Annotated in this window: 22 protein-coding genes; 11 read left to right on the forward strand and 11 right to left on the reverse strand. The window is 38.6% G+C overall.

Annotated features, from left to right (window positions below):
* Positions 1 to 63: 63 nt before the first annotated feature.
* Complete coding sequence (locus ACAN53_RS11585) at positions 64 to 249, forward strand: YhzD family protein (RefSeq protein WP_379970100.1); 186 nt, start codon at positions 64 to 66, stop codon at positions 247 to 249.
* 33 nt (positions 250 to 282) lie between these two features.
* Here ACAN53_RS11585 and ACAN53_RS11590 read toward each other — a convergent pair whose 3' ends face one another.
* The 3 genes from ACAN53_RS11590 to ACAN53_RS11600 all read right to left on the reverse strand — a co-directional run bounded on the left by ACAN53_RS11590 (position 283) and on the right by ACAN53_RS11600 (position 4023).
* Complete coding sequence (locus ACAN53_RS11590) at positions 283 to 1071, reverse strand: enoyl-CoA hydratase (protein ID WP_379970102.1); 789 nt, start codon at positions 1069 to 1071, stop codon at positions 283 to 285.
* A gap of 349 nt (positions 1072 to 1420) precedes the next feature.
* Positions 1421 to 2977 carry a fatty acid--CoA ligase gene (locus tag ACAN53_RS11595; RefSeq protein WP_379970104.1) on the reverse strand — a complete coding sequence of 519 codons (1557 nt, stop codon included), beginning with the start codon at positions 2975 to 2977 and terminating at the stop codon, positions 1421 to 1423.
* Positions 2978 to 3150: 173 nt separating this feature from the next.
* Positions 3151 to 4023, reverse strand: a complete 873-nt coding sequence (locus ACAN53_RS11600; RefSeq protein ID WP_379970106.1) for a Cof-type HAD-IIB family hydrolase — start codon at positions 4021 to 4023, stop codon at positions 3151 to 3153.
* A gap of 96 nt (positions 4024 to 4119) precedes the next feature.
* On the opposite strand from ACAN53_RS11600, the gene ACAN53_RS11605 reads away from it, so the two are divergent.
* Positions 4120 to 4734, forward strand: a complete 615-nt coding sequence (locus tag ACAN53_RS11605) for a DNA-3-methyladenine glycosylase (protein WP_379970108.1) — start codon at positions 4120 to 4122, stop codon at positions 4732 to 4734.
* A 59-nt stretch (positions 4735 to 4793) separates the two neighbouring features.
* On the opposite strand, the gene ACAN53_RS11610 is transcribed toward ACAN53_RS11605, so the two are convergent.
* On the reverse strand, positions 4794 to 5150 hold the full coding sequence (locus ACAN53_RS11610) for a YlbF/YmcA family competence regulator (RefSeq protein WP_379970110.1): 357 nt from the start codon (positions 5148 to 5150) through the stop codon (positions 4794 to 4796).
* Between the two features lie 164 nt (positions 5151 to 5314).
* Between ACAN53_RS11610 and ACAN53_RS11615 the strand changes: the two genes are divergently transcribed.
* The 6 genes from ACAN53_RS11615 (at position 5315) to ACAN53_RS11640 (ending at position 12426) form a co-directional block, all read left to right on the forward strand.
* The gene (locus tag ACAN53_RS11615; protein ID WP_379970112.1) at positions 5315 to 6676 is read left to right on the forward strand and encodes a YheC/YheD family endospore coat-associated protein; all 1362 of its coding nucleotides are present in this window, start codon (positions 5315 to 5317) and stop codon (positions 6674 to 6676) included.
* Positions 6676 to 7743: a YheC/YheD family endospore coat-associated protein gene (locus ACAN53_RS11620; protein ID WP_379970114.1), complete on the forward strand. Its 1068-nt coding sequence runs from the start codon at positions 6676 to 6678 to the stop codon at positions 7741 to 7743. Before ACAN53_RS11615 ends, ACAN53_RS11620 begins: the two co-directional genes overlap by 1 nt.
* A complete protein-coding gene (locus tag ACAN53_RS11625) occupies positions 7740 to 9098 on the forward strand; it encodes a YheC/YheD family endospore coat-associated protein (RefSeq protein WP_379970116.1) in 1359 nt (452 codons plus the stop codon). The genes ACAN53_RS11620 and ACAN53_RS11625 overlap by 4 nt, the downstream gene beginning before the upstream one ends.
* Positions 9095 to 10249, forward strand: coding sequence for a YheC/YheD family endospore coat-associated protein (locus ACAN53_RS11630; RefSeq protein WP_379970118.1), 1155 nt, complete (start codon positions 9095 to 9097; stop codon positions 10247 to 10249). Before ACAN53_RS11625 ends, ACAN53_RS11630 begins: the two co-directional genes overlap by 4 nt.
* Before the next feature lie 63 nt (positions 10250 to 10312).
* On the forward strand, positions 10313 to 11191 hold the full coding sequence (locus ACAN53_RS11635; RefSeq protein ID WP_379970120.1) for a PucR family transcriptional regulator: 879 nt from the start codon (positions 10313 to 10315) through the stop codon (positions 11189 to 11191).
* Between the two features lie 125 nt (positions 11192 to 11316).
* Positions 11317 to 12426, forward strand: coding sequence for an ABC transporter ATP-binding protein (locus ACAN53_RS11640; RefSeq protein ID WP_379970122.1), 1110 nt, complete (start codon positions 11317 to 11319; stop codon positions 12424 to 12426).
* Positions 12427 to 12477: 51 nt separating this feature from the next.
* On the opposite strand, the gene ACAN53_RS11645 is transcribed toward ACAN53_RS11640, so the two are convergent.
* Together ACAN53_RS11645 and ACAN53_RS11650 are read right to left on the reverse strand one after the other, a co-directional pair.
* A complete protein-coding gene (locus ACAN53_RS11645) occupies positions 12478 to 12699 on the reverse strand; it encodes a hypothetical protein (protein WP_379970124.1) in 222 nt (73 codons plus the stop codon).
* Between the two features lie 52 nt (positions 12700 to 12751).
* On the reverse strand, positions 12752 to 12949 hold the full coding sequence (locus ACAN53_RS11650; RefSeq protein ID WP_379970126.1) for a small, acid-soluble spore protein, alpha/beta type: 198 nt from the start codon (positions 12947 to 12949) through the stop codon (positions 12752 to 12754).
* A gap of 203 nt (positions 12950 to 13152) precedes the next feature.
* Here ACAN53_RS11650 and ACAN53_RS11655 point away from each other — a divergent pair, with 203 nt between their 5' ends.
* Positions 13153 to 13356, forward strand: coding sequence for a small, acid-soluble spore protein, alpha/beta type (locus tag ACAN53_RS11655; protein ID WP_379970128.1), 204 nt, complete (start codon positions 13153 to 13155; stop codon positions 13354 to 13356).
* An 88-nt stretch (positions 13357 to 13444) separates the two neighbouring features.
* Here the strand turns inward: ACAN53_RS11655 and ACAN53_RS11660 are convergent, their stop codons facing one another.
* Both ACAN53_RS11660 and ACAN53_RS11665 read right to left on the reverse strand, forming a co-directional pair.
* Positions 13445 to 15448 (reverse strand): ABC transporter ATP-binding protein, encoded by a 2004-nt coding sequence (locus tag ACAN53_RS11660; RefSeq protein WP_379970130.1) that lies wholly within the window; start codon positions 15446 to 15448, stop codon positions 13445 to 13447.
* A complete protein-coding gene (locus tag ACAN53_RS11665; RefSeq protein WP_379970132.1) occupies positions 15445 to 17199 on the reverse strand; it encodes an ABC transporter ATP-binding protein in 1755 nt (584 codons plus the stop codon). The genes ACAN53_RS11660 and ACAN53_RS11665 overlap by 4 nt, the downstream gene beginning before the upstream one ends.
* Before the next feature lie 538 nt (positions 17200 to 17737).
* Between ACAN53_RS11665 and ACAN53_RS11670 the strand changes: the two genes are divergently transcribed.
* Positions 17738 to 19171, forward strand: a complete 1434-nt coding sequence (locus ACAN53_RS11670) for an NADP-dependent glyceraldehyde-3-phosphate dehydrogenase (RefSeq protein ID WP_379970134.1) — start codon at positions 17738 to 17740, stop codon at positions 19169 to 19171.
* A gap of 48 nt (positions 19172 to 19219) precedes the next feature.
* On the opposite strand, the gene ACAN53_RS11675 is transcribed toward ACAN53_RS11670, so the two are convergent.
* The 3 genes from ACAN53_RS11675 to ACAN53_RS11685 all read right to left on the reverse strand — a co-directional run bounded on the left by ACAN53_RS11675 (position 19220) and on the right by ACAN53_RS11685 (position 21973).
* A complete protein-coding gene (locus ACAN53_RS11675) occupies positions 19220 to 19912 on the reverse strand; it encodes a TerC family protein (RefSeq protein ID WP_379970136.1) in 693 nt (230 codons plus the stop codon).
* 72 nt (positions 19913 to 19984) lie between these two features.
* Positions 19985 to 20263: a YkvA family protein gene (locus ACAN53_RS11680; RefSeq protein ID WP_379970138.1), complete on the reverse strand. Its 279-nt coding sequence runs from the start codon at positions 20261 to 20263 to the stop codon at positions 19985 to 19987.
* A gap of 297 nt (positions 20264 to 20560) precedes the next feature.
* Complete coding sequence (locus tag ACAN53_RS11685; RefSeq protein WP_379970140.1) at positions 20561 to 21973, reverse strand: SpoVR family protein; 1413 nt, start codon at positions 21971 to 21973, stop codon at positions 20561 to 20563.
* A 200-nt stretch (positions 21974 to 22173) separates the two neighbouring features.
* Here ACAN53_RS11685 and ACAN53_RS11690 point away from each other — a divergent pair, with 200 nt between their 5' ends.
* Positions 22174 to 22419 (forward strand): YhdB family protein, encoded by a 246-nt coding sequence (locus ACAN53_RS11690; RefSeq protein ID WP_379970142.1) that lies wholly within the window; start codon positions 22174 to 22176, stop codon positions 22417 to 22419.
* Positions 22420 to 22428 lie beyond the last annotated feature (9 nt).

Raw genomic sequence — 22428 nt, forward strand, 5'->3', positions numbered from 1 at the left:
ACATAAATATGTAAAAATAGTATAAAGATTCAATTTATTTTACAAAGGAGGAAATATATTAAAATGGAAACGTATACAGTAACTGCATTTGATAAAGGCGGGCATGTCGTATTAGACCAACATTTTACAGCTACTAATGATAACGAGGCAAAGAAAAAAGGGGAACAACTCCTAGTAGACAACAATGTACTAGAACAAACGCATCGGTGCATTAACTCTCGTGGAAAACTATTATTATTTCATTCTTAATAAAGAGCCGGCGCAATAAAGGCCGGCTTATTATTATCTTCCTATAAACCCTGGTGGACGTTTTTCTAAGAAAGCTTGAATTCCTTCCGCGTGATCTTCCGTCTTTCTCATTTGTATTTGTCCTGCTTTTTCAAGTGCTAATGTATGCTGCAATGTAGCTTTGTTCAATTCTGTGAAAATATTCTTTGTTTGCAGCATAGCCCGAACCGGCTTTTTGAGCCATCCCTCGGCTTTTTTCTTTACGGTTTCTTGGAAATCCTGCTGCGTGATTTCATCGATAATTCCAAGTTTCAATGCTTCAGGAGCTGTCATTCTCTTTCCTTCCCAAATGAGTTGTTTGGCCACAACTTCTCCTACCCGCTGATTGAGAAAGAAATGCCCCCCTCCATCTGGAATTAATCCAATTCCGATAAAATTCATCGCAATGAGTGATGAGGCATCTGCAATCACATAATCGGCCGCTAATGCTAAGCTAAGACCAAGTCCAGCAGTTGGGCCATGAATGGCTGCAATGACAAGCTTTTGCATAGTATAGAGAGTCACAACTAGCTCTGAAATTTGATTCATAATCGGCTCGAACTTACTTTCATCCATGTCAGTGAGCATCGATTTAATATCTCCGCCTGCAGAAAATCCTCGGCCCATTCCGCAAAGAACGACAACATCCACATCACTAGCTGCAACAACTTGACACGCACGCAAAAGCTCCGCTATGGTTGGTACATCTAACGCATTTAGTACACTCGGACGATTTAACATAATGGTTGCGATTCTGCCCTCGTATTTAATAATCACATTTTCCGCAGTACTTGAAACATTCATTTTCTCATCTCCCTCAAATGGTTAGTCTTATATACAATTTGAGGAAGAAATGAAAAATCCTTCTTTTTATATATTGGTCAATTTTTTTAGATTGCCTTTCATGATGCAAGATACAAACTTTGCGATAGCTTTTCGTATCATGCTATTTGCCCCGCTATTCTTATTGCTTCACACGTTCTTGTACTTGTCTTACGAGTGTCGTTACCGTTTTGCGTGGTAAAAAGCGAACGATATTCGCTAATAATTGATTTTGAAATCCTGGAATAACAACAGATTTACCTTTTTTTATCAATGAAATAATACGGAAAAAGTGGAGCAGAGATAAAGGTTCTCTGCTCCACTCCCCTATTTATTTCACCGATTGCGCAAACATTTGCCGTAGTACGAACTTCTGCATTTTTCCGCTCGCGTTTCGCGGTAATTCATCTAGAAAAACGTAGTGACGAGGGCGTTTATAATCAGCTAATGCATCACTATGTTTGCAATAAGCATCTAGTTCTTCTGCCGTTATACTTAGGTCCTTCTTGACGACAACTGCAGTGACCCGTTCTCCCCAAAGTTCGTCAGGCTCACCAAGTACAGCTACATCAAGAATCCCTTCATGACTATGCAAAAAGTCTTCAATTTCCCGCGGATAAATGTTCACTCCTCCGCTAATTACCATATCATCAACGCGATCAGCTACGTACAAATATCCATCCTGATCCATATAACCAAGATCACCGGAGTGATACCATCCATTGTACAATGATTTTTCCGTAGCCTCTTCTCGGTTATGATAACATGCCATCATTGTTGGACCTCGCATAATAATTTCTCCTACCTCATAGGGAGGAAGAATATCTTCAGGATCCGATGGATGATCTTCCTGTGCCTTCACAATTCGAATTTCATGGTTAAAACAGGGTGTACCGGCTGAACCAGCTTTTGTTAACTGATCTTCTTCTACTAGAAATGCAACAACCGGTCCCATTTCTGTCATACCGTAGATTTGAACTAAATCGATGTTTAATCGTTCCTTACATTCCTTCACGAGCGACGGAGCCATAGCTGCACCACCATAAACACCTAGTTTCATAGAAGATAAATTATAATTTGTCACATTCTCTTGCAAAAGCATATTCCACATCGTTGGCGCTGCAAAGAAGGTCGTAATGCCTTCTGTTTCAATCGTGTGCAATACTTCCTTTGCTTCAAATTGGTGTAAGATTACATTTTTTGCACCTGCATGTACGCGTGATAATAGCCCTGCATGAAGCTCCCCGCAATGATAAAGAGGTGCTACAATAAGACCTACGCTATCTCGCGTATATTTTTCATAGTACATACAAATGAGACTGTGCTCCGCCATTTCACGGTGGCGATGAAGCACTCCTTTCGGTCGTCCTGTCGTGCCGCTCGTGTACATAACCGAGCAATAATCGGTTTCTACTACTTCTATTGGCGGAAGTATGGATGAAGCCTTCGAAACCGTATCATGATAAGAGACAGCATAATCGGGTGCGTTATTTTCAATATACCAAAATGAGACGGATGGAAACTCCTCTTCAATACTAGCAATTACAGGTTCAACCGCTTTTTCAAATATAACAACTTTAGGACTTGCATCAGATAGAATGTACGCTACTTCTTTAGATTTTAACCGATAATTAATTGGGTTAAAGATTGCGCCTACTTTCATACAAGCAAAGTAAACGGTTACAAACTCACTTGAATTATAAAGAAAGACGGATACGGTATCTCCCTTTGTAACTCCGGCTTCTAGTAGTGCCGTTCCCACTTTATTTACTTGCTCATCCCATTGTGTATACGTATAGCGGATTTCTTTTGATGTTTCTACGAGGGCTTCCTTATTTGGATAGTTTCGCACAGCTAAATCGAAAATTCTGCCTATAGTCATGTACACGATAAACTTCCACCTCCTACATAATTTTACATTTATATACATTCTATTTGTAGGATGGTGCTTCCTTCTCTTGTATTCATTTAATTTTTTTCATGTAATCGGAGCGGTTTCCAAGAGCAAAAAATTAAACGCAGGGGACGCAAAAAAACTCCTCATAAATTGAGGAGTTTTGATTAGATTTTTTTACTATTTGTATATCCCTGTAAAAAAGTAAGTGGAAATTGCTTACGAAAATGTTCCTTAATCATATAAGTTACCCCATTTTCATTGTTAGAGCGTGTAATCCAGTCTGCTGCATGTTTAACAGCAAGAGGTGCATTTCCCATTGCCACGCCTAATCCCACATGCTCTAGCACCTCAATGTCATCTATACTGTCGCCAATTGCTACCATCTCGTGCAGCTCGATATTCAAATGTTCACCAAGAAGCTGCAGACCGTGAAGTTTTGAAGCGCCAAGAGGCAGAATTTCAATCCGATAATCGGAACATTCACTTACGCTAACATCGTCAAATTCTTCTCGAATTGTCTGAAGTGTACGATCCTTTTCTTCCTTATTGGAAAAGAAAACATCAATTTTCGGCGCAGAAACTGGCTCATCTCGAAGGGTATCTCCCAGTGATTCCACAAATTGAATCGGATAAAAGACAGGATCTGCATTCGAAAGAACGGCACGTGCAATAACGTTTGAAGATAGCTTTCGGCGGTTTCCTAGTGAAAATCGTTCATGTGTAATACGTATGTTACAATCAAAATGTTCCAAAACCTGCACAAGGTTAAATGTTTTTTCCTCTGATAATCGATTTTGTATAAAAGGAGTGTCGAGCGAAGAGGATAGAAATGAACCGCTATGTGTAATAAGAATGGATTCCAGCTTTAATGCTTTTGCTATCCGCTCTGCCGATTGAAAATTACGGCTTGTGTATAACGTAACGTATACTTCCTTGTCACGAACAAAGTCGATAGCTTCCTTCGTTCCCTTTTGTAATCTACCATTCGAGCGAAGCAGCGTTCCGTCTATATTAATAGCCAACAGACGATAAATCATAGCACGCCTCCTTTTCTGTCATACCCTATACTTAACTTATGAATTGGAAGCCTATATTAGAACGATACGTTATCGTTATAAGAAGGAGGTCATACAATGAAGCTACCAGAATCCTCTTATGTAGGAAATACACTTGAAGTTGCACAGGGCTTGCTTGGGCATAAACTTGTACATATTGTAAATGGAATTAAGCGTAGTGGGTATATTGTAGAAGTAGAAGCGTACCAAGGAACAGAGGATAAAGCAGCACATAGCTACGGAGGACAACCAACGAAACGGACAGAAGTAATGTATGGACCGTCTGCCCATGCATACGTCTATTTCATTTATGGTATGCACTATTGCTTTAACATCGTCACCGCACCAGTAGGAGTCCCACATGCTATCCTCATTCGTGCTCTTATGCCCGCCGAAGGAATGGAACATATGCTACAATCCCGATATGGAACAGTGGATGTAACAAAGCAGCAACTACGAAATATAACAAACGGTCCCGGAAAACTTGCAAAGGCAATGGAAATTACAACCGAGCAAAATGGACAATCGCTTATTAGCGATACGTTATACATCGAAAAAGTAGCTCCGCAAGACCATTTATCACAGCAATACAAAATTGGATGTGGTCCACGCATCAATATTAACTATGCAGAAGAAGCCATTCACTATCCGTGGCGCCTTTATTTCATCGGACATCCTCATGTTTCCAAATAAAATATTTCTAACCAAAAAACGTCTGCAGGCGGATGCAGACGTTTTTTACAAAGCTTAGCTTATGCAGGCATAATTGTGCCGTATAAATCCTCTAATGGCTTCAAAATAATTTTATTTAAGTCAGTAATAAGTAAATTCATACGTTGTTCCGCTTCCATTAGCTGTGAAATTTTCACATTTTGTTGAACCTGTTCCACAATTTGTTGTGCACTCGCGTTATCAGCTTCTGAAAGCTGCTGCCCTTGCATCATTTTTTGTTGTAGCACCATTTGCACTTCACGAAACTGTTCAAAAAGCTGCTTAGCCTCAGCATCAGCTTGTACAGCTTGATATTTTTGTTGTAACGTTTGAAAATCAGAGTTTTCGATGATCGCCTTCTGTAATGCATACGCTTCATCGTACATATTTGCTGCCATCTTTTTTTCCTCCTTATACGTTGATAATCACTCTAACTATACCAGACTATGTAACATATGTATAATTCTTTCGGATTATGCCAGTAGGTATATATCCGTGTTCACCAGCCCTTATTCCCCATCATACTATAACTTTATAATCTTGGAGAGAATGAGGGAATGTAATGTTTACAGCATCATCATTGAAAATCGTCAGTCATAATGAACTGGAATATCACAATATTCTTCTATCTCGCCGCCTTGCAAAACAATGGAAGCTCAGAAAAGGTGATACCATCACTATTTTTTTTGGTCTAACGAGCGTATTAGTGAATATTACTTCAATAGACGAGAAAGAAAATACTCTCTTTGCTTCTCCTTCTCTTCTTTCTTACCTTACTCTATACAATGTGCAGCAAATTCGCTACCGTTATCTTTCTTCCCAGCAGCAGCTATTTCTCGGTCCAATTATTGCCATCGTAACAGACATACAAAGTCTAGACCCCCTTTCATTCGGTTCTATATCCGAATTTTGTGAGGAGGTTGCCGTATTAAGTGAACAAAGTAGCTGTTTCTTCTATGTTACCTCTTTATCTCTTTGGGACAAAGAGCACATAGTCGGCTATTACTTTCAAGAGGGACAATGGAGAAAGGAGAAAATGCCGTTTCCTTCAATCGTGTACAATCGGATTCATTCTCGGAAAGTAGAACAAAGTAACATCTTTCAAAAATGGATAGACGTACTACAAGATTACGGCATTCCTCATTTTAACAATCGATTTTTAAATAAATGGGAAGTATACGAAACACTTTTGACATTTCCGCATCTAAAGCCATTCCTTCCTACTAGTTACCTATTCACAGATTGTAAGGTACTAGAACAAGTGATTTCTGAATTTCCATGTATATTTGTAAAGCCTATTTACGGTAGTAAAGGAAAGCATATTTTTAAAATAACGGTGTCACCGGAGAAATTTTTAGTAGACTATACGACGTTTCAAAGAGATATTTCCAAAGAGTATGCTACTCTTCCTGAACTGTTTGCAATGTTAAAGCAGCATATCGGACGACGACCTTACATCGTGCAGCAAGGGCTCTCTCTTTATACGTACTTTGATCGTTCCGTTGATTTTCGAATTCTCTGTCAAAAAAAAGACCATTATACATGGAACGTAACCTCTGTAGTGGCACGGGTTTCAAACAGAGGTGAATTCGTTTCTAACATAGATAGAGGCGGAGAAATGTATAAAATGGATGAAATATTGCAGTGGGGATTTGAAACGAACGACATCAGGCATGTGAAAAAATTAATCATGGAGCTCTCTCTGGAAATAGCAAAATATCTAAGCCAAGCTTACGATGGCTTATATGCAGAATTTGGAATGGATATAGCGCTGGATCAGCTAGGAAATCCCTGGTTGCTTGAGGTCAATATAAAACCATCTAAAAATCACCTACCAGCTACCTCATCTGCAAGACCATCTGCTCGTGCTCTTCTGTTATATTGTACGATAGCAGCAAAACAACCGATAAGGAGGATGGAATAATGCTAGGTTTACTTTCCCTTCGCATACATCAGGAACATGAATATTTTACTGAAATTGCAAAGCGCAGCAAGCGGTATCAGATTCCTGTCGTTCGTTTTACTCCTTCCCACATTGATCCAAGTACAGAAATGGTGACAGGACTTCTATTTAATCATGAGACGCAGGATTGGAAAAAGGAAACATTTCCTTTACCTTCCTATATTTACGACCGTTGTTTTTATAATCAATCGAGTGCTTCCAAGGCGGCAAAGCCAATCGTGGAATGGCTGAAGAAACGACCACAGACCGTTTTTTTAGGGCACGGGTTACCTGATAAGCTCCAATTATATTCAATTTTATCGAAAAATCCAATGATTTCCCCCTATTTACCAATCACAAAACAAGCTACGATTGATCGCGTTTGGAATACACTTCTCAAAACGCGTGAACTTGTACTAAAGCCCATGAATGGCTCTCAAGGAAATGGCTATTGCCATCTATCTCTCCGCCGCCATGAAATAAACATAAAGATGCAGCAAAAGGAAATACAAAGGTATACATTTTCATCCAAAGATGCATTCTTAACATGGTTATCAAAGCTTCTACAAGACAAACCTTATATACAACAGCCATTTCTTTCTATTCAAGAAAACAGTCAACCATTTGATATTCGAATATTATTACAAAAAAATGAAGAAGGATTATGGACCGAAGCTGGCCGCGCGGTTCGAATTGGCGAAGCACACTCCCTTGTTTCCAACCTTGCCGCCGGGAGTCAACCCATTTCTTATGATGAATGGAAACGAACATTAGCAAAGCATACAGGGATCATGCTAGAGGAAGCAATTGTAACTCTTATAAAAACAGTACCTGAAACATTGGAAAAAGAACTTCCACCATTATTTGAACTCGGACTCGATCTTTCATTGGACCGCGGTCACGCAGTTTGGCTCTTAGATATAAACTCAAAGCCAGGGCGAAAAGTACTGCTAGCATCCAATCCATCCTGCAAAGAACAATTATACGGAGCCCCACTTGCCTACTGCCGCTATTTAGCACGCCATTCTAAAGGGGCGGATGTACGATGAAAAAAACGGTATTTTCTATTCAAGTAAGTGAACACAATCCAAATACAGTGTATCTTCCTTATGTGTTCCCATCCACTGTGAATCTAAAAGAGATTTCGTTTGGTACGCGTATCCTACCATGTGATGTCATTACAGATTATTTATCAGATAACACAGTTACGATTGGTAGTGAAATTTATGCTGAATTAGGGCTTCCTTTTTCGTCTGACGTTCATATTTTTCTACATGAAGAAAGCATTCACATTGGACCGTTAATTGGAATTTTCACAGCTGGGTTTACGGAATCTACTTTACGACCAATAGGAGAACGTTCCTTATTTTTTGCGAATTTACTTTCTTCAGTAGAGGGTGCTTACATCTTTGTATTTGGCTCCCATCAAATTAACTGGAAGGAAGGATGTATTTCAGGCTACTTTTACAATGAAAAGCGCTGGGTACAATATGATATTCCGTTTCCACATGTTGTCTATGACAGGTTGCCAAATCGAAAAACGGAACATCATCGTGCGATTGCTCGCGTTAAGCAGCGCCTGCAAAGCGAGTACTTAATCCCCTGGTTTAATCCAGGATTTTTCAACAAATGGGATGTATATCAATTACTTAAAGAAGATTTCAATGCTTCGTTATACTTACCAGAAACACAGCTATTTGAATCATTCGAACAAGTCGAATTCCTTCTTTCAAAATATAAACATGTCTATATGAAACCGATGAATGGTAGCTTAGGCATGAGTATTTATCAAATTCGCTACTCCACCTCGCAAAACGAGTACTATTGCCGCTTTCGAGATGAGGAAGGAAACAAGCTGCGAAAGTATCAGTCTCTTGAAGTACTCATCAATCATTTACTTTCACAGCATGATTTACATACCTTTATTGTCCAGCAAGGAATTTCTCTCCTACGCGTGAACGGACATCCTGTTGATTTTCGCATTCATACCAATAAAAATAGAAACGGTGAATGGAAGATGAGTGCATTAGCGGCTAAGATTGCTGGGCAAGGTAGTATGACCACACATGTAAATAACGGGGGCGACATTAAAAGTATGGAAGAAATTTTTCCAGATGAAGAGTTGCGAACATCCATCCTCTTTGCTATGCAACAGGCAACACTTCTACTAAGCGAAAAAATCGATGAAAAGATGGAGGGGTATATCGGGGAAATCGGCTTTGATATCGGAATGGACCATGAGCAACGCATTTGGTTATTTGAAGCAAATTCTAAACCGGGTCGCTCCATTTTTGATCACCCAAAGCTAAAAACAAGTGATCAATTAACGAAGGAGTTGTTTCTTCAGTACGCTATTCATCTAACAGAAAAATCACTTATGTTCCCGGAGGAAATGTTTCCATGACCGTGATCACATATAACCAAATAACAAGAAATTGGACGCATCCTGCATATAACTTTCATTTTGGACGTGGAACAGTTATGGTAGCGTCCCCTGCTCCTTCCATCTCATTTGTTATGCAACGACAAGGTGAGCGAGTTGGACCTCTAGTCGGAATTCTAACGAGCCGCTCATCTACTGGAAAGATATGCGGAGATTGGAAACGCTTTGCTAGGCTGCAGAAGGAGCTCCGCTTACGGGGCGGGATTAGTTTTGTTTTCACACCTGAAGATATATATGACTCAGTCATTACCGGTTACGTTTTTCTAGAAAACGAGACATGGAGAGCTTGTTCATTTCCTTATCCAGATGTTGTTTATAACCGCATTCCGTACCGATCGCATGAAAAAAGAGAGAGCTGCCAGCATGCACTCTCTCTTTTTACTTCGATGGGAATCTCAGTAGTTAATCCTTATTTTTTCTCAAAATGGGATGTTCATAAGACATTATATCAAAATGAGAAAGTAAGACCCTTTTTACTTCCAACCTTTCTGCTTGATGGCGAGCGACTCACCAGCATGCTGCAATCCCATAAATCCTTGTATGTAAAGCATTGTGAATCTTCAAAAGGAAAAAATTTATATTTCATGAGATACGCCCAAGGAGAAGTAGCTATTACATCAGCAAATGGTACCACTGTGCACAGCAAGCTTTCTGAAGCTTGGGATTTGATTGCCGGAAATGCGATGTACCTAGCTCAACCTGCACTCGATTATGATACGTACCACAATCGGAAATATGATTTACGTATCCTTGTCCACTCTCTTTCTGGTTCGTTTACCATTACAGGTGTTGGCATTCGCGTTGCAGCTATAGACCAAATTACAACGCATGTTCATAACGGGGGAGAGCGTATACACGAAACCGAATTATCTCGTCCAATCCGTCATGATATTCTGGCAGAGTTAGTCCAGCAATGTGGAAACAGTCTGTGCCGGCATTTTGGAAATGTTAGAGAATTCTCAATGGATATCGGCATCGATAAGCAAGGAAATTATTTTATCTATGAGTGTAATGCAAAACCAATGATATTTGATGAAAAAGAAATTACGATGCGTGCCATCGAAAATATTGTCACAATATTCGAGGAAGAAGCTTTTGCAAGCGACTCTTGATTCTATTTTCACCCTAAGAATATGGTAGAATATCGATAACTCAGGTTGCAAGGAGATGCAAAAATGCTTGAAAAACTACTTCAATATTATGACGATGTTGTAATTAATGACATTCCGAAGGAATATAAGGAATACGAATGGTACACCGATGAAGAAAATCGAATCATTGGCATTGAGAAAAAACAACTAACAATAAAAGATAAAGAAATGCTGTCTCTGTTTTTAACTTCTATTTCAACAGACGAATTCTTCATCACGCCCGCCAAGCGTATGTGGAAGGAGCTATTATTTCAAGAAGGAAAAATAATTCCTACGTTGCAGCGCGAATTTCAATACGTGCGATTCCTTCATTTTTCCATGAAGCAACCCTTTTTTGAAAAGAAAACATGGGAAGAGGCATTACAAGGCCTACTATCCACTTCCTTCGTTGTCCTGTGGAAGGACCATCGGCATGGAATCATCATTGAAACCTATCCCTTCGAAGCTTCAACGGAATCCCTTGATCATGAAATGATTGCCACATTAACAAGTGATTTTTTCATATCCCTTCGTATACTTGCTGGAAAAAGACAAATGATAGACGGGTCCCTTCCTTCAGCTTTTGTGTGGGAAGAACAAATTTTCGAACAAGCCCTACCATTTATGACAAAGCAAAACATTTATCAATTAGAGGATGTACTCCCTTATGTACTCATAAGTAATCCACAATTAGCACAACCGCTATTGACACGGGTGAAACAGGATACCGAACTGCTCCGCACAATCCGTACTTATTTAGAATGCAATATGAACCTGACGCTTGCAGCGAAAAAACAGTACATGCATCGAAACAGTGTACAATATCGTGTGGATAAATTTATAGAAAAAACAGGAATCGATATTAAAACATTCACAGGTGCTGTAACCGTGTATATTGCCCTCCTGTTAAATGAAATGTCATAATTTATTTGTACAGTTTGCACAAATAAAGGCCGTCTTTTTATTCAGTCTGCCCATTTACGCTTGTCGGTCATAAACGTTACACTACAAATACGATAACGATTACAGACTAGGTAGGAGGAAGTACCATGGCTGAATTAAAATTAGAACATATTTATAAAATTTATGATAATAATGTAACAGCTGTTTCAGACTTTAACCTTACTATTGCAGATAAAGAATTCATCGTATTTGTAGGCCCGTCTGGTTGCGGAAAATCTACTACACTTCGCATGATTGCAGGATTAGAAGAAATCTCCAAAGGTGATTTTTATATCGATGACAAACGTGTAAATGACGTTGCCCCTAAAGACCGTGATATCGCAATGGTATTCCAAAACTACGCCTTGTATCCACATATGAGTGTATATGAGAACATGGCATTTGGCTTAAAACTTCGAAAATTCGCAAAAGATGAAATTGACAAACGTGTAAGAGAAGCTGCCCGTATTCTAGGTTTAGAGCAGTATTTAGATCGAAAACCGAAGGCTCTTTCTGGGGGACAACGGCAACGCGTTGCTTTAGGACGTGCGATTGTTCGTGATGCAAAAATATTCCTAATGGATGAACCGTTATCGAACTTAGACGCCAAGCTTCGTGTTAGCATGCGCGCCGAAATTGCCAAACTCCACCAACGTCTATCAACGACAACGATTTACGTAACTCATGACCAAACAGAAGCAATGACAATGGCAACACGTCTTGTCGTTATGAAGGATGGCTTGATTCAGCAAGTTGGTTCCCCTAAGGAAGTATACGACAAGCCTGCAAACGTGTTTGTCGGTGGCTTTATTGGCTCTCCTGCTATGAACTTCTTTAAAGGAATCATACAAGATGATGTATTTGTTAATGGGAATCTTGTATTAAAGGTACCAGAAGAAAAGCTAACATACCTACGTGAACAAGGATATATTGGCAAAGAAATACTCTTGGGAATTCGTCCAGAAGAAATTCATGATGAACCTGTTTTCGTTCAAGCTGTACAAGGAGCTAATATAGAAGCTACTATTGAAGTTGCTGAATTACTTGGTGCAGAGTCAATGCTATACTCTTATATTAACGGTCAAGAATTCATTGCTCGTGTTGATGCTCACTCCGAATATAAACCAGGTCAGAAGGTATTACTAGGCTTTGATATGAATAAAGTTCACTTCTTTGATACGGATACAGAAGCACGCATTCATAGTGGAAATGAATAATTTGTCAAAGGGGACAATGATCTACATATAGATCATTGTCCTTTTTCATTGTTACAAAGTAAATAACATAATTTCAAATTCTTGTAAACAAATTTTACAATATAATATATGTATACATTGTGAATCCTTATCCTCTTCCATATCTATTTCTTCATACGGACTATACGAATCGACATAATCGATTGTTTTTCCATAATCCAGCAGTTCATTCCCGCATACAGAACATGGTAACCTAACTGCCTTCAACCCATTACAATAGGGACAAATTTGCATACTTCGTTCCTCCAAAAAGGGGCGGATAATTTCCGCCCCTATAGCCATACTATTAACGTTGTGGATAACCAGTAAATTGTTGCTGAGCCATTGTAACTAAACGTTTTGTAATTTCACCGCCAACGGATCCATTAGCACGAGATGTAGCATCAGGTCCAAGTGTTACGCCAAATTCTTGTGCAATTTCATATTTCATTTGGTCGATCGCAGACTGTGATCCAGGTACTACAAGGTTATTTGTGTTTGCCATATCTATCACCTCCTTAGATGATGTAATTCTATTATGTGAAAAAGAAACCGTTCTATGTATGATAAACAGGTGTTAGTTTTTGGAATTTATATATTTGTAAAATTTACATACTTATTTTCTGTATGTAGTAATTTGTTTCATCCATACTATGAGTGTAAGAGCTTAGCTTTTACGCTTGATGAAAAATCAAAGGAGGAACGAGCATGCCAAATCAACAATCTTCTAATCAGCTCGTCGTACCAGGCTCACAACCTGCGCTTGATTCGATGAAAAACGAAATTGCACAAGAATTTGGAGTCACATTAGGCCCTGATGCAACGTCTCGTGCAAACGGTTCTGTCGGTGGGGAAATTACAAAACGCTTAGTTACAATGGCTCAGCAACAACTGGGCGGTTATTCAAAATAAAAAAAGATGACTCAATACGAGTTGAGTCATCGTATGAAATAGGCCTTGTTGCATCCTTGCACAGGCCTATTTTTTACTTTACTGTAATTTAGGAACCAGCAGCTTGCGTTTCATACATTTGATAGTACCGACCTTTTTTCTCCATAAGTTCATCATGTGAGCCACGTTCAACGATTTGTCCTCGTTCTAGCACAAGAATTTGGTCTGCTTGTTTAATCGTTGATAATCGGTGAGCAATCACAAAGGTTGTTCTTCCTTTTTTTAGTACATCTAATGCACGCTGGATTACAGCCTCTGTTTCTGTATCCACACTCGCAGTTGCTTCATCCAAGATTAAGATAGCTGGATTAAATGCAAGTGCCCGTGCAAATGAAATAAGCTGTCGTTCTCCTGTGGAAAGTGTACTTCCCTTCTCAATTACCGGCTCATCTATCCCATTTGGTAACTGTGAAACAAACCGATTCGCACCTACCCTACTGAGTGCATGCTGCACCATATCTTTCGTTATCTTTTCGTTTTCTAAACTGACATTTGTAGCAATCGTTCCTGTAAATAGAAAGGGATCTTGTAAAACAATCCCCATGTGAGAACGAAGTGCCTGCTTTGACATTTCATTTATATTACGGTCATCAATCCGAATCTGTCCCTTTTGAAATTCGTAAAATCTAAACAAAATATTCATAATACTACTTTTCCCTGATCCAGTATGCCCAACAAGAGCAATCGTCTCCCCTTGCTTTGCTTTAAATGAAATATCCTTTAAAACATAATCATACCCATTGTAAGCAAAACATACATTCTTAAATTCAACATTTCCTATAGGACGAGGGGCTCTGTCGCTGCTTACCTCTATTCCCTCTTCATCAAGCAACTGGAACACACGCTCAGCTGATACTCTTGCTTGTTCCAAATTAGCAAGCTGATTAACCATTCCCGTAATTGGCGTGAATAACCGTGTTAAATAGTCAACAAATGCATATAACACACCTAAAGAAATGACGCCATTTGCACTAAGAGAAGCACCTCCAAAGTACCAAATTACCGAAACAAACGCTAAATTTCGCAATATGTTTACTAAATTGTGTGAAGTAGCTGAATTTAAGCGAAGAAGCTTCGTCTGATACTGATAATAATCCTGATTTAACTTAGCAAACTCACGTTTCATTTGCTTCTCTTGTCGAAATGCTTGAATGATTGACATTCCTTGAATGCTTTCGTTAATCATTCCATTAATGTCAGATAGCTTCGAACGAACAAGATGATTATAGTGCGATGCAGCCTTTCGATACAACACAATCCAAATATATAAAATAGGAAGGATGATCAATGCTACACTAGCTAATTTCACATCCAGAAAGAAGAGAGCAATGAAAATACCTACTATATACATGGTGCTCTGGAAAAAGGTAGCTACAACCGTCACATACAACTCACGAATAGCTTCTGTATCATTGGTTACCCTCGATACAATTTTACCTGCTGGAAGATGATCAAAGTAGGAAATAGGTAACTTCTGAACATGCCTGAACACATCTTCTCTCATTTTCTGTATAACTCGATTCGCAGCTTTTTGCATATACAACTTTTGACCATAGGCAAATAGGGAAGCAACAAGAATAAGGACTAAATAACCTCCACCAAGAATAAGGATGCGAAATATTTCTGGCTTATAAAAGGAATACAACTCATCTCCTGTCAATTTTTGAGCAGCATATGTTTGAACAGCATTTCCTTTGTGAACACTAATTTCTTGGTCAGTGGCTGTACGAGTTCCTTCAAATAAAATATGGCCATTAATCAAATAGAAATCTCGTTTCACTTGTACAAGTTGAATTTCTTTTCCCTTTGGCTCATTTTGCGTGAACCTGTCACCTCTCTTATAGAAACTTCCATTCATATATACAGCATCTTTCGTATTCTCTGTTTGAAAAAATGGTTGTTCAATCGATACAATATGCTGATCAATAATCTGCTTCGCTATAAAGGGACCTGTTAGCTCTGCTGCTACAGATATACTAAGCATTAAGAGTGCAGCTAACACAATTTCTTTAAAGGTCATCGTATATTGAATAAGACGTTTTCCTGTATTCATACGCTCACCTCACTATCATGTCCATGTAGTTGTTGCCGTTCATACTGCTGTTTGTACCATCCATGTCCCTTCACTAACGCCCCATGGGTCCCTTTCTCTACTATATGTCCTTCGTCCATGACAAGTATTAAATCGGCATGACGTACTGCCGAAAGTCTATGGGTCGTAATAATGGTTGTTTTTCCCTTACGCTCCGTGCGAATTCCCTCTAATATCGTAGCTTCTGTACGGGAATCAACTGCCGAAAGTGAGTCATCTAGAATTAAAATTTCTGGATTTCCAATCATCGCCCGTGCAATTGAAATTCTTTGTTTTTGACCACCAGATAAGGAAACTCCCTTTTCCCCAACAATCGTCTCCAATCCCTGCGGTAAAAACTCGATATCCTTTTCAAATGCAGCTAACTTAATTGCATGAGCAAAACCTGCTTCCGTTATATCCTGTACACCGAATAGAATATTTTCCTTTACCGTCTTTGAGAATAATATGTGCTCTTGAGGTACATACCCAATCCAGCTTAAGACATCCTGTATTTTAATTTTTTCGAGTGGAACACCAGAAATAGAAATAGTACCGTCCCCCAACGGATATTGCCGCAATAGTTGGCGAATTAGCGTTGTCTTTCCGCTTCCCGTTTTACCTACAATTCCTAATGTTTGCCCTCTTTTCAAGGAAAAACTAACATCCTCTAAACTATTAGAATGAGAAGAAGGATACGAAAAGGATACTTTCTCAAATGTTAGCATTGTCGGTTCAGCTACATGTATCGCTTCCTTCTCCTCTACAACATCTGGCTTATATGAGAGCGTATTATTTACACGATCAATAGAAGCATTTCCGCGTTGCATTACATTGATTAGCTCGCCAATGGCAAACATTGGCCATATCATCATCCCGAGATATACATTAAAGGAGACGAGTTCTCCCAATGTAACTTCATTTTGAAATACAAGAAACGCACCATAGACAAGCCCAATTAAGTAACTTATCCCGACAAGCATCTTAACCGTTGGCTCGAACAATGCATCAATTTTCGCTACTTCCATGTTTTTCGCATAGATGTCTTCAGCTAATGTATGAAATCGTCTCTCTTCTGCCGTTTCTTGCACATAAGCACGAATGGTGCGTACACCTGCAATCGACTCTAATACTTTATCATTCATATCTCCAAATGCATCCTGAGCAATTGTAAAGCGCTTATGAAGTTTGTTTCCATATTTATTCATCGCATAAGCCATTAGAGGAAGCGGTAAAATGGCTGCAAACGTAAGCTTCCAACTAATCGTAACTCCCATCATAAACAAAATCGTTAGCATATACATGCTAGAATCCACTAATGTTAAAATTCCGAACCCTGCTGTATTGGAGATTGCTTTTAAATCATTTGTTGCCCGCGCCATTAAATCGCCCGTTCGGTTCCTCTGATAAAATGTCGGCGTCATCTTTATAAGATGATTGGTTAATTTTCCGCGCATCGTTTTTTCTAACAAAAATGCTCCGCCAAATAAGTAATATTGCCAATAATATGTGGCAATATAGCCGACTATCATCACAAATAATAAGATTTCTAAGTAGGTCGCAATTCCTCCCGATGTTAAAACATCTGTTTTTATATCATCTATTGCCAATCCAATCACCTTTGGTGGAATGATTTCAACTATATTTACAAGAAGCAATAAGCCTACCGCTAGTGTATACCGCTTCCAATTTTCTTTAAAAAACCAAGATAACTTTTGTAACATTGATAGCATACTTCAAATCCCCTCCTGTACATCTTTATCTACCCGCTATAACAAATTGGTTTCTTTTTATTTAACAGCAACAATTGGCGCAAAACAAAAAAGGCGTACCACATCATTGTGCGGTATGCCAAAATATGCATAAAAAAGCGCACGTTTCATTACGCGAAACGCACGCTTTCTGTCATAATTAATTAAGAAAACTATTTAATCATGCGAAAAGTGGTTACGCGTTGCATATGATGTTTTACAAGTACGGTTTTTATCTTACCAACAACTGCACGATCCATAGCACGCAACCTCCTTTTGACTATTTTTTTACATTTTAAATTGTATAACTGTATAAACTTTCCTGTCAATAGTGTTTTTTACAATTCGTTTGTTCACTCCAAAATAATATCCACTATTTTGTATCGTGTTGACACGGGTTGTTCACATTAGTATGCAAAATTTGTGCCAATTTATCAACATGTGGATAAAACATTTGAATTTTTTTGCACAGACTACTACAATCACTTTATATTCACTTCATACAACTAGGAGGAATTATATGAAAATGTATAAGTTTTATATAAATGGACAATGGCGCGAAAGCGAATCAAGTCAGACGATAGACATCAGATCACCATATCTTCACAAGATAATTGGACAAGTTCAAGCCATTACTAAACAAGAAGTTGATGAAGCCATTCAATCTGCAAAACTCGCACAAAAAAAATGGGCAGAAACTTCCCTGCAAGAACGAGCAAGTGTTTTATACAAATGGGCAGATGAATTAGTTAATATGCAAGATGAAATTGCAACGATTATAATGCAAGAAGTCGGTAAAGGCTATAATGATGCAAAAAAAGAAGCAGTTCGTACTGCTGACTTCATTCGATATACTGTAGGAGAAGCACTTCATATGAACGGTGAAAGTATGATGGGCGATAGCTTCCCTGGTGGATCTCAATCAAAGCTTGCTGTCGTACAACGAGTTCCACTTGGCGTTATACTTGCCATTTCTCCTTTTAATTATCCCGTAAATCTCGCAGCTGCCAAACTCGCACCTGCACTAATGGCTGGGAATGCTGTTATTTTCAAACCAGCTACTCAAGGATCAATTAGTGGGATTAAAATGATAGAAGCGTTGGATAAAGCAGGTTTTCCAGATGGACTTCTTAGTTTAGTTACTGGCCGTGGTTCTGTCATTGGTGACTACTTAGTGGAACACAGTGGAGTGGATATGGTATCGTTCACAGGTGGTACAGAGACAGGACAGCATATTGCAAAAACGGTTAAAATGGTGCCACTCGTTCTCGAACTAGGTGGCAAGGATCCTGGAATCGTACGTGAAGATGCGGACTTACAAGCTGCTGCGCAGCACATTAGCAGCGGAGCATTTTCATACTCTGGTCAACGCTGTACGGCTATTAAGCGCGTATTAGTTCATGAAACTGTTGCAGATACACTCGTTTCCCTTTTACATGAAGAAATCAGTAAACTTTCCGTTGGTTCTCCAGAAGAAAACAGCGTGATTGTACCACTCATTGATGATAAATCAGCTGACTTTGTGCAAGGATTAATTGACGATGCCGTTGCAAAGGGAGCCACCATCATTATGGGAAATAAGCGAGAAGGTAATTTAATTTATCCTACCCTTATCGATCATGTTACGGAAGATATGAGCATAGCATGGGAAGAACCGTTTGGACCTGTACTACCTATTATCCGCGTGTCTTCAGACGAGGAAGCCATTCGCATTGCAAATGAATCAGAATTCGGATTACAAGCAAGTGTATTTACAAAAGATATTAACCGTGCATTTTCTATTGCAAATAAAATAGAAGCAGGTTCCGTTCAAATTAACGGTCGTACCGAAAGAGGTCCAGATCACTTCCCATTTTTAGGAGTAAAATCATCTGGTATGGGTGTACAAGGCATTCAAAAAAGTATTCTTTCTATGACACGTGAAAAAGTTACTGTCGTGAATATTACCGAGTAAATGAGAAAAAAACGAAGCGCCAGCAAGCGCTTCGTTTTTTGTTGTAGTCTACAGCGATTGCTGCTTACCGACATGGCTGACTTCTTTACTCGTATTCTTTTTCCAAATACCAAGAGCAACCACCCCAACTACAATGACAGCTTCAAATCCATATTTCACAAAGGAATTAGTAAAATATGTGGAAAGAAACGGCTCACCTACAATCATTTTTGAAGCAGTCCAAGCGAGTACACCAGCTCCTATGGTAATAATAATTGGAAAGCGATCGACAAACTTTAAGATAATCGTACTTCCCCAAACGACAATAGGAACAGAAATGAGTAGACCAAGTATGACTAATAATGGACTACCTTCAGAAGCACCTGCAACAGCAAGTACATTATCGAGTCCCATCAGCGCATCTGCAATAATAATCATTCGAATGGCTGCCCAAATACTTACCTCTGACGTTACCTCATGCTTTTTTTCTTCTACTAGTAACCTATATGCAATCCATATAAGTAACACTCCACCCACAAGAAGAAGACCTGGTATTTGGAGTAACCATACAACTACCAAAGTAGCAATTGCCCGAATAACGATAGCACCAAGCGACCCCCAAAAGATAACTTTCTTTTGGTCCTGTTTTGGTAAATTTCTAGCAGCCAATCCAATGACAATCGCATTATCTCCCGCTAATACTAAATCAATAATCACAATAGACAATAGTGCCATTAATATCTCTGTTTGAAATAAATCCATGTCATTTCCTCCTATTGTTTTCATTTCTTATCTACTAATCCTTTTTGAAATGAATAGATTCTCAGTTCCTAACTAGGAAAGCAATTGATACTTTTCTTGTAAATGTACCGGTGCCATTTTAACAATTCCTTGTAAGATAAATAGAAAAATGGTCACATCATCAAGAAGACCAAATCCCATCAGAAAATCTGGAATAAGATCAAATGGAATGAGAAAATACCCTACCATACCTATAATAGAAAGTAATTTTCTTCTATTTGGTACTTCGGTTGATAGATAAAAATCTTTCAAAAATGGAAGAAATCTTCGAACATTCCATACAAACCGAATACGTTTCCAAGTATTATACACGTTTATCACCTCTACTTATGTTATTTATCAAAACGTAAAAAGACCTAAGCCTGGATGGCCTAGGTCTTATAAAACGAAAAGACCTCTACCATCCTAACTAGAAGGTAAAGGTCTTGCTAACAACAAAATCGTTGCCAACAAAGCCGAGGGATGCATCCCTGAACTGACGACTTTGCTGCTAAAGCTACTCCCCTTTATATGGGTATACAATTAACTATTATATTATTGAAAATTCCAGATTGCGTCAATGCTTTTATTTCATAAAACTAGGATGTTTTACATCATCTTCGCACCTACTTATACATATTTTCGATTTGTCATCTTTCCATCAAAGGTAAATACCACAGCCTTATTTTCAATCATTGTTTCTAAATGAACCGAACGACCCCAAAGCTGATAGGTGTATGGCAGAACTTTCTCTAAATATTTCACATCTAACTCAATTCCTTCAAAATGATGCTTTAAATAAAGCTCACCATTCTTTACATAGTCTCCGTCATACACCGTTATATACGGAAATCCACCATTCACTCGCATATTGACAAGCTGATCTCTTACATGTGTCCAGTCTTTATCAATTACCTTGTATTCTTTACCTTGCTTTTGAAACAAATACAAGTCTTCGCGATAAACCAAGTCTTTATTTAAATAATTGCGAATAAAAGAAGTATCAGACTCAATTTCACGAACTTCAAATATTTTTTCACGTCCCGTATTTGGTAGGACACCCTCTCTTTTCATTTCTTCAGTGGGGGTATTGTATCGTTCTTCGATATTTTCAAAAATTTTCAAGCCTAAATAATAAGGATTAATACTTGTTTTTGATGGCTGTACAACGCCAGCGTTTAGCTTTGCAAATTCAATAGCTTCCTCACTAGATAGATCCATTTCACGAATAATACGTTGATGCCAATAGGAAGCCCAGCCTTCGTTCATAATTTTCGTTTCCAACTGTGGCCAGAAATATAACATTTCCTCCCGCATCATTGTTAATATATCTCGTTGCCAAGGTTCTAGCTCACGACTATACTCCTCAATAAAGAGAAGTAGATCTTTTTCAGGTTGTGGCGGAAATTTCTTTTTTGGACGTACTAGATGATTCTTGTTATTTCTATCATCTAAGTTCCATAAATCATCATAAGGGGAAGTTGGTTTTGAAGGAGGACCCTCTTCCTCCTCATCCATCGTCCATGCTAGTTTTGGCCGCATTAGAGACGGATCTATATGCTCTTGTAGTGCAAGCACTGCATCCAAAAATGTTTCGACTTCCTTCTTTCCGTATTTATGTTCATATTGCTTAATACGATCGGCAGTTGCTGCCATACTCTCAACCATATCTCGCTTCGTATTCATAAACCGAACGTTATTCTTAAAAAAATCACAATGCGCCAGTACATGGGCAACAATTAATTTATTTTGAATGAGTGAATTTGTTTCAAGTAAAAAAGCATAACAAGGATCGGAATTAATGACAAGCTCGTAAATTTTACTTAATCCTAAATCGTAGTGAATCTTCATTTTGTAAAATTGCTTGCCAAAACTCCAATGTGAAAAACGCGTTGGCATTCCGTATGCTCCAAATGTATAAATAATATCAGCTGGACAAATTTCATAGCGCATCGGATAAAAATCAAGTCCAAATCCTTTAGCGATTTCCGTAATTTCATCAATTGCGTATTCCAATACTTTATAATCATCACTCTTCAACATAGTCCCTCCCTTAGCTCTCTTATGACAATTGTATGAGAGGAAAGGACATTTCATGAAGATTGTTCTTATTACCCTTTAGTTTGTTCAAAAGACAGATTTCACAATAAAAATTATTGTATTCCTAACAAATTCTTTCAGGCTTACTTTTCAATCTACTAACACACACTAATACCAACCCCTCAAAGTTAAGGAGGGATAAAATGTTCTCAGAGTCTGACTATGACAAAGCATTGTATTATACCTACAATTGCGAGTGGGATGAGCTACTGGTTCTTATGGTAAGAACAAAGGATGAGCTTTTTTCTAAAAGGATTGAGCATTTTCTCCACGCCTTTAAATACGCAAAAGATTTACGCATAGTTGATCAACATCTACAGCTTATGTTCCAATATATTGATCATGCTTCCCAGAAATTGTATACGGAACAAATTGAACAGCATATGTAGTTTTCCTTA

Origin of the sequence: Ectobacillus soli (assembly GCF_042610425.1) — a bacterium.
Taxonomy (GTDB): Bacteria; Bacillota; Bacilli; order Bacillales; family Bacillaceae_G; genus Ectobacillus.

Excerpts from the sequence above, each read along its gene's own strand:
- ACAN53_RS11585 (WP_379970100.1), top strand. The coding sequence starts at position 64 with ATGGAAACGTATACAGTAACTGCATTTGATAAAGGCGGGCATGTCGTA.
- ACAN53_RS11590 (WP_379970102.1), bottom strand. The coding sequence starts at position 1,071 with ATGAATGTTTCAAGTACTGCGGAAAATGTGATTATTAAATACGAGGGC.
- ACAN53_RS11600 (WP_379970106.1), bottom strand. The coding sequence starts at position 4,023 with ATGATTTATCGTCTGTTGGCTATTAATATAGACGGAACGCTGCTTCGC.
- ACAN53_RS11605 (WP_379970108.1), top strand. The coding sequence starts at position 4,120 with ATGAAGCTACCAGAATCCTCTTATGTAGGAAATACACTTGAAGTTGCA.
- ACAN53_RS11610 (WP_379970110.1), bottom strand. The coding sequence starts at position 5,150 with ATGGCAGCAAATATGTACGATGAAGCGTATGCATTACAGAAGGCGATC.
- ACAN53_RS11615 (WP_379970112.1), top strand. The coding sequence starts at position 5,315 with ATGTTTACAGCATCATCATTGAAAATCGTCAGTCATAATGAACTGGAA.
- ACAN53_RS11620 (WP_379970114.1), top strand. The coding sequence starts at position 6,676 with ATGCTAGGTTTACTTTCCCTTCGCATACATCAGGAACATGAATATTTT.
- ACAN53_RS11625 (WP_379970116.1), top strand. The coding sequence starts at position 7,740 with ATGAAAAAAACGGTATTTTCTATTCAAGTAAGTGAACACAATCCAAAT.
- ACAN53_RS11630 (WP_379970118.1), top strand. The coding sequence starts at position 9,095 with ATGACCGTGATCACATATAACCAAATAACAAGAAATTGGACGCATCCT.
- ACAN53_RS11635 (WP_379970120.1), top strand. The coding sequence starts at position 10,313 with ATGCTTGAAAAACTACTTCAATATTATGACGATGTTGTAATTAATGAC.
- ACAN53_RS11640 (WP_379970122.1), top strand. The coding sequence starts at position 11,317 with ATGGCTGAATTAAAATTAGAACATATTTATAAAATTTATGATAATAAT.
- ACAN53_RS11645 (WP_379970124.1), bottom strand. The coding sequence starts at position 12,699 with ATGCAAATTTGTCCCTATTGTAATGGGTTGAAGGCAGTTAGGTTACCA.
- ACAN53_RS11650 (WP_379970126.1), bottom strand. The coding sequence starts at position 12,949 with ATGGCAAACACAAATAACCTTGTAGTACCTGGATCACAGTCTGCGATC.
- ACAN53_RS11655 (WP_379970128.1), top strand. The coding sequence starts at position 13,153 with ATGCCAAATCAACAATCTTCTAATCAGCTCGTCGTACCAGGCTCACAA.
- ACAN53_RS11660 (WP_379970130.1), bottom strand. The coding sequence starts at position 15,448 with ATGAATACAGGAAAACGTCTTATTCAATATACGATGACCTTTAAAGAA.
- ACAN53_RS11665 (WP_379970132.1), bottom strand. The coding sequence starts at position 17,199 with ATGCTATCAATGTTACAAAAGTTATCTTGGTTTTTTAAAGAAAATTGG.
- ACAN53_RS11670 (WP_379970134.1), top strand. The coding sequence starts at position 17,738 with ATGAAAATGTATAAGTTTTATATAAATGGACAATGGCGCGAAAGCGAA.
- ACAN53_RS11675 (WP_379970136.1), bottom strand. The coding sequence starts at position 19,912 with ATGGATTTATTTCAAACAGAGATATTAATGGCACTATTGTCTATTGTG.
- ACAN53_RS11685 (WP_379970140.1), bottom strand. The coding sequence starts at position 21,973 with ATGTTGAAGAGTGATGATTATAAAGTATTGGAATACGCAATTGATGAA.
- ACAN53_RS11690 (WP_379970142.1), top strand. The coding sequence starts at position 22,174 with ATGTTCTCAGAGTCTGACTATGACAAAGCATTGTATTATACCTACAAT.